This window comes from Kitasatospora griseola (assembly GCF_014648555.1).
GTDB lineage: Bacteria > Actinomycetota > Actinomycetes > Streptomycetales > Streptomycetaceae > Kitasatospora > Kitasatospora griseola.
On sequence record NZ_BMRI01000006.1, the window covers coordinates 177,002 to 184,370 of the forward strand.

Here is a 7,369-nt window from a genome sequence, read left to right on the forward strand (position 1 = left end):
ACTGCCGGACCGGTCACGCTCGATGATCCAATGGGCCATGGTGAACTCCATGGCCAACCGGCTGACCGCCAGCTCGGACAGAACCGGGCATTACCTCCGCCCGAAACCGCTCGCAGCAGCCTAAATCGGTATCGAACACCCTCTGAGAGGGACTTCGGCAAGTCACATCACGGATAACCGTCGGCGGCTGCCTCGACGAGCCCGGGGCTGAACACGAATCTCGATGGCGCCGAGGTCCCGGTGCTGCCATGGTGACCCCCCGTGCTGAAGAAGCTGCTCTTCATGACCTTGACCGGGCACAGGCACATCAACCCGATGCTGCCGTTGGTGGAGGAACTCGTGCGGCGCGGGCACCGGGTGGACTACGCCACCGGCGCGATTCATGCCGCCGCGGTCACCGGTGCTGGCGCGCGCTGGGTGGAACTGCCGTCGCCGGGGCCGTTCGCGCCACCGGCGACCATCGGACCGGCCGCCATGGCGGGCTGGCTGCGGCACTACTTCGCGGCGATGATCGCGACGTACCCGGTGGTGCGGAAGTACTGCGCCACGGAGCGGGTGGACGCGATCTGTTACGACACGACGAACTGGCCCGCCCGGATCGTCGCCCGGGCGCTCGGCATCCCGCCGTCCAGTGCTTCCCCCATCTCGCCTCGAACGAGACGTACTCGCTGGACCGGCAGTTGACCTCGGGGCTCGACGCCGACGATCCGACGATGGCGCTGCTCGCCGCCGACTGTGCGGCCTTCTCCGCCCAGTACGGCGTCCCGCTCGACGTCGCCGACGCCATGACGGTGGCGGACGGGCTCAACCTCGTGTTCGTGCCGCGGGAGTTCCAGCCGGCCGCCGACAGCTTCGACGAGCGCTTTCACTTCGCCGGGCCCTCGGTGGGCAGGCGCGAGCAGGACGAGCTGTGGTCACCGCCCGCCCCCCGACGCGCCGCTGCTGTACGTCTCGCTGGGCACCGTCTGCACCAGCCGCCCGGAGTTCTACCGCGCCTGCGTGGCCGCCGTCGCCGACAGGCCGTGGCAGGTGGCGATGGCGGTGGGCGACGCGGACGCCGCCGCGCTGGGCGTCGTCGGGGGCCGAGTGACGGTCCGGTCGCGGTTCCCGCAGGTGGCGGTGCTGCGCCGGGCCACCGCCTTCGTCTCGCATGCCGGCATGAACTCCGTGTTGGAGGCGCTGCGTTACGGGGTCGGCCTGGTCGCCGTTCCGCAGACGCCCGAGCAGGCTGCCAACGCCGTGCGTCCGGTGGAGCTCGGGCTGGGCGAGCGGCTGGACGCCGGCGCGGTGGGCGTCGAAGCGCTGCGGGCGGCGATCGGTCGGGGCGCCTCGGACCCGGTGGTGCGCGGCGTCCAGTCGTGCTGCGCGGTGGTGGAGCCGCGCGTGGGGGCGACCTGGTCGAGCAGTGCGTGCTTCACGGGTGATCGGTCGTCAGGGGCGGGTGCGGGCCCGGGAAGAGGGTGGACGGGTCGGTGGGGGCGGGCTGGTGGGCGGGCTCGGCGCCCGGGGGGACGAGGGTGTGGGTGGCGGTGAGGAATTCCGCGAGGAGGGCGGTGGGGGCGAGGACGGTGGCCCGGGTGCCGTCGGTGCCGCGGAAGGCGAGGCGGAGGCGGCCGTTGGGCCAGGGGAGGATCCGGACGGCGCCGTTGCCGGCGGGGCCGGTCAGGCCGGCGGCGAGGAGGTCGCGGGCGATCAGCCAGGTCACGCCGCCGTCGGGGGCGCCGTCGGGGAAGGTGAGCCGGACGGCGTACGGGTCGCCCGGGTGGTAGCCGAGGACCATGAGGCGCCGTCCCCCGGTCGGGCCGAACACGTGGACGGGCAGGTGGCGTTCGACGCACGTGCGCATCAGGCGGGTCTCCTGGTTCCGATGTCCGCAACCGCCTTCCCCGGGTGGGGTGTTGCATGCGTCCGAAGCCCGGACGGGCGGGCCCACATGGTACGGCCAGGGCGGGACGACCGAACGTCCGGGCGGTGCCTCGCGCCGGGAGGCCCCGTGACGGAGCGGCGCCGCGTGCGGGCGAAGGCCCTCGAACCGCGTGCGCGCGCGGCCCGCCCGGACACCCGGTCGGACCGCGGAATCGCGCTGCTGAAGGCCTGACGACCAGTCAGGCCTGCTTGATGGCGGAGACGTCGAACTCCAGCACCACCTTGTCGCCGACCAGGACACCGCCGCCCTCCAGCGCGGCGTTCCAGGTGACGCCGTAGTCCTTGCGGCTGATGGTCACCGAGCCCTCCAGGCCGACCCGCAGGTTGCCGTACGGGTCGACCGCGTTGCCGGTGTACTCGAAGTCGATGGTGACGGAGCGGGTGGTGTCCTTGATGGTGAGGTCGCCGGTGACCCGGTAGTCGCTGTCGGAGCGCTGCTCGACGGCGGTGGTGCGGAAGGTGATGTCGGGGAAGTTCGGGGCGTCCAGGAAGTCGTTGGTGCGCAGGTGCTGGTCGCGCTGCTCGACGCCGGTGTCGATGCTCGCGGCCTTGATGACCACCTCGCCCGTGGAGCGCGACGAATCGGCGCCGTCCAGGTGTGCGGTGCCCTCGAACTGGTGGAAGGCGCCGCGAACCTTGGTGACCATGGCGTGGCGGGCGACGAAGCCGATCCGGGTGTGCGTGGGGTCGAGGACGTAGTCCCCGGTGAGCTCGGTCAGGCTGGCGGACATGGTCGGCGCTCTCCTCGTGACGTGACGGCATGACGACGTGACGGCGAAACGGCATGACGACGTGGCGAGGTGGCTCCGGCGGGTGCACCGGAGGCTGCTCGCCCCGCTCGCACCCGTCCACGCTAGGCGCTTCCCGCGGTCCGACCCGGTGTGACACACCGTCACCCGGGCCGGACCCGCAGCCGCACCCCACCGGAGCCGCGACGCTCAGCCGAAACGGCCGTTGACGTAGTCCGCGGTGCGCGGGTCGGCCGGGTCGGTGAACAGGCGCTCGGTGGGGCCCGCCTCGACGATCCGGCCGGGGGTGTCGTGGGAGGCGAGGAAGAACGCGCAGGACTGCGAAACCCGCTGCGCCTGCTGCATGTTGTGGGTGACGATGACGATGGTCAGGCGGTGGCGCAGTTCGGCGATGGTCTCCTCGATGCGGCGGGTGGAGGTCGGGTCGAGCGCCGAGCAGGGTTCGTCCATCAGCAGGATGTCCGGGGAGACCGCCAGCGAGCGGGCGATGCACAGGCGCTGCTGCTGGCCGCCGGAGAGGGCGCCGCCGGGGGTGCCGAGGCGGTTGCTGACTTCGTTCCACAGGCCGGCCTGACGCAGGCTGGACTCCACCAGGTGGTCGCGTTCGTCGCGGCTCGCCTTGATGCCGGCCAGCTTCAGCCCGCTGATCACGTTGTCGTACAGCGACATCGCGGGGAACGGGTTGGGCCGCTGGAACACCATGCCGATCCGCCGCCGGACCTCGGCGGGGCGGCGGCCGGTCGCGTACACGTCCTCGCCGTCGAGCAGCACCTCGCCGGCCAGCGCCGCACCGCGGACCATCTCGTGCATCCGGTTGAGGATCCGCAGGTAGGTGGACTTGCCGCAGCCGGACGGACCGATCAGCGCGGTGATCTCGCCGGCCCGCATCTGCAGCGAGACGCGCTCCAGCACCTTGCGCTGCCCGAACCAGGCGGTCAGGTCGCGGGTCTCCAGGCCGGACAGCGGCCCCGACGGCCCGTCGGCGGGCGCCACCGGCAGCGGAACGGTCGGCGGATCGACCGGTGGCGAGCCGACCGGGCCCTTGTCGAACGCGGCGGCGGGGTACGGGGGTTGTGCGGTGTCGGTCATCGTCGGGCGGGTCCTCTCCGGCGAGCGGGAAGTGCGGAAGGAGCAGAGCGGGTCAGTAGACGTTGGGCAGCAGGGCGGCGGCGTTCTCGTACACCGCCCAGAGCAGCGCGGCGACCACCGGCGCGAAGCACAGGTAGCTCGCGCCGCGACGCCAGTGGCGTGCCGCGACGCCCGCGCCGACGACGGCCAACAGCAGAGCCAGCGACCAGAGTTGCAGTGCGGACAGGGCGCCCTTGTCGGCGGCCAGCGCCTTGTCGGCGGGCGCGGCGGCGGGGCGGCGGGCGCCGAGCGGCTGCGGGTCGCCGTCGAGGCGGGCGCCGATCAGCACGGTGCTGGTGGGGATCCAGTCGGAGTCCCCGGTGACCAGCACCAGCCGGTTGGGCGCGGTGTCGGTGATCGGGTGGTCGCCGTCGCCGGCGGTGTTGACGGTGTAGTGGAAGCTGCCCTGGCCGGTGGTGATGTCGATGCCGTCGCCGTCCCGCAGTCCGGCGAGGCCGGCGAACGGTGCGCCGAACGCGGTGGAGCGGCCGAACAGCACGGCCACGCCCGGCTGTCCGGGCAGCACGGTGTCGCGGCGGTGGCCGGGGCCGCGCATCAGGTCGCGGCTGCCGGTGCCCTCGACCACCACCGCGTGGTGGAGGCCGAGCGCGGGAATGTCCAGCACGGCGAGCGGCGCGCCGTCGGTGGTCGGGCCGGTCGGCGCGGTGGCCTTGCCGAGCTGGTCGCGCAGGGTGGCGTACGCGGTGGACTGGTGGCGCGCCTCCTGCAGTCCGGAGAGGGCGAACAGGTAGCCGACGAAGCCGAGCAGCAGCACGGCGGCGAGCGTCACCGACCAGGCGACGGCGGCCAGTCGGCGCCGGGCGGGGCCGCCCGGCGGTGCGGGGGCAACCTCGGGGGCGGTGGCGGCCCCGTCCGGGGCCGAGGTGGGCCGCTCCAGGGCGGTCGCGGTCATCCGGTCTCCTCGGGTGCGCTGCCGACTGCGTCTGCCGACGGTCGAATTCGTGCTGTCCATGGGCAGGTTGAGATGCGCCGAGGGGCGTTCACCGGGGCCCCGCCGGGGTGTTGCGGCGGCGCCACCAGGCGGCCAGCAGCGGCGGGACGGTGACCACGCCGAGCAGTTCGAGCGCGGTGAGGGTGGACAGCAGCCAGTCCTGCGGGCGGCCGCCGAGCGCGACCACCGTGCCGGGCGCGTTGCCGCCCGAACTGCCGCCGCCGGTACCGGAGTCGGCGACGAGTTCGCCGGTCTGCGGGTCGACTGCCTGCGGTCCGGCGTCGCCGGTCGTCCCGGCCCCGCCCGTCCCGCCGCCGTTGCCGGTGCCGCCGCTGCCCGAACCGCCCTTGCTGCCCGTGGAGTTGCCGCCGTTGCCGGCCTTCACGGCCTGGCCGTTCTGAACGGTGCAGTCCAGCGGGCTGCCCTTCTTGTCGCACGGGCTGGGCTGCGGCGCGTTCTTCAGCACCGTCAGCACACCGGACGAGTCGAACGTCGGGTTGGGGCAGTTGTTGAGGCTGTTCGGGTCGACGGGGCTGGCGTTGCCGGGGATGTGCTGGGTCTGCAGCAGTCCGCCGCGCACCAGGTTGCGCGGGATCGGCGAGTAGCCGAGGTCGTCGGCCTCGGCCTGGCCGGCGCACAGCACGTAGGCGAGGTAGCGGCTGAGCGCGCTGCCCTTGTCGTTGGTGAACTTCGGCGTCACCGGGAGGTCGGAGCCGGCCCGCGGCACGATCAGGTAGCTGTAGGACGAGATCGGATAGGAGCGCGGGTCGTTGTTGGTGTAGACGCCGTCGAGGTTCTGCTGCAGGTAGTCCGGGTCGTTGGCGGAGGTGTTGTCGTCCACGCCGCGGATCTTCGCGGCGGTCAGCGCGACCGCGACGTTCGAGGCGCTCGGCAGCGTGTAGTAGCCGGCCGGGTTGAGCACCTTGACGACGGGCCAGCCGCTGCGCTTGGCGAACGCGTACTCGTCGTAGCCGATCGCGCCGATGCCGGTCGGCGACTGGATGTAGCCCGCCACCACGTCGGAGCCGTTCTGCGCGGTCATCCGGCCCGCGGCGGGGTAGAACTCGGTGTAGTCGCCGCAGGTGACGCCGTTGACCTGGGTGCAGTAGGCGTCCCACTCGCTCTTGTGGGTGTGCTCCATCCAGCGGGTGAACTGGGCGCTGGCCCCGGAGCCGTCGGAGCGGACCACCGGCGTGATCGGGATCTTCGGCAGTGCCCGCCCGTAGTCGGCGGTGATCTTCGGGTCGTCCCAGGAGGTGATCTTGTTGGTGAAGATGCCGACGATGGTGTCCGGGGACAGCCGCAGGTCGGTGACCTTCTTGCCGCCGACCTCCAGGTGGTACATCAGCGCGGTGCCGCCGGCGGTGATCGGCACGTACGAGTAGCCGTACACCGGGTTCTCCGCCTGGCCCTGGCCTGTGTTGGCCCGGCCGCCGCCGACGCCGCTGTCGGCCTTCGAACGGAACGGCACGTCGGAGGCGGTGAAGTCGTCCTGGCCGATCGACCATTGGACGCGGCCGGCGGCCGAGCCGATCGGGCTGAAGTCGATCTCGATGCCCATCGGTTGGACGTCGTGCCGCCACTGGTCGATGGCCGGCCCGGCCCAGCTGGAGCCGTCGGCCTTGAGCGAGGTGGAGGCCTGCGCGGGTGTCGCGCCGAGCAGCACGGCGGGCAGGGCGAGCGCGACGGCGAGCAGCGCCGACGTCAGATGACGGAGTCGCACAGGACCGGTCTTCCTTCTCGTGCCGAGGAGTTGAGGGTTCATCAGTTCGCCGCCTGCACTGCGGAGTTGGCGATGACGGCGGCAGTCGGCGCAGCGGCCGCGGTGCGGGCCCGGCGCAGCGGGCGGCGGGTGCGCCGGTCGCCGGGGGTGCGGTGGCGGCCGAGGACGCGGGCGGTGACGAACAGGATCAGCACCACGGCCATCAGGGTGAGTCCGCCGGCGAACGCCCGGGCCACCATGTCGGGGTAGGGCTGCTTGACGTAGTTCCAGATGAACAGCGGCAGGCTGGCCTGGTTGCCGTGGAAGGCGTCCAGGTTGAGCCGGGCGGTGAAGCCGGCGGTGAGCAGCACCGGGGAGGTCTCGCCGACGCCGCGGGCCATGCCGAGCACCACGGCGGTGGTCAGGCCGGGCCGCGCGGTGGGCAGCACGACGTGCCACACGGTGCGCCACTGGCTGGCGCCGAGCGCGTAGGACGCCTCTTTGAGGGTGCCGGGGACGAGCCGGACCACGACCTCGGCGGCGCGGGTGACGATCGGCATCATCATCACGGTGAGCGCGAGGGAGGCCGCGAAGCCGCTCTTCTCGACGCCGAGGGTGAGGATGACCACGCCGAGGACGAACAGTCCGGCGACGATCGACGGCAGTGCGGTCATCGCCTCGACCAGGACCCGGACGGGCTTGACCAGGCGGGCGCCGCGCCGGGTGCTTCCGGACTCGACCAGGAACACGGCGGTGAGGATGCCCAGCGGCACCGAGAACAGGGTGGCCAGGCCGAGTTGTTCGAGCGAGCCGACCACGGCGTGCAGGCAGCCGCCGGAGGTGATCGGGGAGAGCGCGGCGGTGCTGCGCATGGACTCGGTGAAGAAGTTCAGGTGCCGGGCGGCGTCCAGG

Annotated in this window: 8 protein-coding genes; 2 read left to right on the forward strand and 6 right to left on the reverse strand. The window is 72.6% G+C overall.

From position 1 onward, the window contains the following. Positions 1-261 precede the first annotated feature (261 nt). Both IEZ12_RS38120 and IEZ12_RS40000 read left to right on the forward strand, forming a co-directional pair. On the forward strand, positions 262-684 hold the full coding sequence (locus IEZ12_RS38120) for a glycosyltransferase (RefSeq protein WP_229847406.1): 423 nt from the start codon (positions 262-264) through the stop codon (positions 682-684). Positions 685-999: 315 nt separating this feature from the next. Next, entirely contained in the window at positions 1,000-1,533 is a 534-nt protein-coding gene (locus tag IEZ12_RS40000) for a nucleotide disphospho-sugar-binding domain-containing protein (RefSeq protein WP_373295456.1), read from the forward strand. On the opposite strand, the gene IEZ12_RS40005 is transcribed toward IEZ12_RS40000, so the two are convergent. From IEZ12_RS40005 to pstA, 6 genes are all read right to left on the reverse strand, one after another. After that, positions 1,415-1,846, reverse strand: a complete 432-nt coding sequence (locus IEZ12_RS40005; RefSeq protein ID WP_189271739.1) for an SsgA family sporulation/cell division regulator — start codon at positions 1,844-1,846, stop codon at positions 1,415-1,417. The genes IEZ12_RS40000 and IEZ12_RS40005 overlap by 119 nt on opposite strands. Before the next feature lie 259 nt (positions 1,847-2,105). After that, a complete protein-coding gene (locus IEZ12_RS10400) occupies positions 2,106-2,657 on the reverse strand; it encodes a YceI family protein (protein WP_189271740.1) in 552 nt (183 codons plus the stop codon). Between the two features lie 207 nt (positions 2,658-2,864). Beyond that, on the reverse strand, positions 2,865-3,764 hold the full coding sequence (locus tag IEZ12_RS10405) for a phosphate ABC transporter ATP-binding protein (RefSeq protein ID WP_189271741.1): 900 nt from the start codon (positions 3,762-3,764) through the stop codon (positions 2,865-2,867). 52 nt (positions 3,765-3,816) lie between these two features. Then, entirely contained in the window at positions 3,817-4,716 is a 900-nt protein-coding gene (locus tag IEZ12_RS10410) for a sortase domain-containing protein (RefSeq protein ID WP_189271742.1), read from the reverse strand. A gap of 88 nt (positions 4,717-4,804) precedes the next feature. Beyond that, positions 4,805-6,478: a substrate-binding domain-containing protein gene (locus IEZ12_RS10415; RefSeq protein WP_189271743.1), complete on the reverse strand. Its 1,674-nt coding sequence runs from the start codon at positions 6,476-6,478 to the stop codon at positions 4,805-4,807. A gap of 41 nt (positions 6,479-6,519) precedes the next feature. Next, positions 6,520-7,369: phosphate ABC transporter permease PstA (gene pstA, locus IEZ12_RS10420; RefSeq protein ID WP_229847408.1), on the reverse strand; the 850-nt coding region annotated here is incomplete at its 5' end.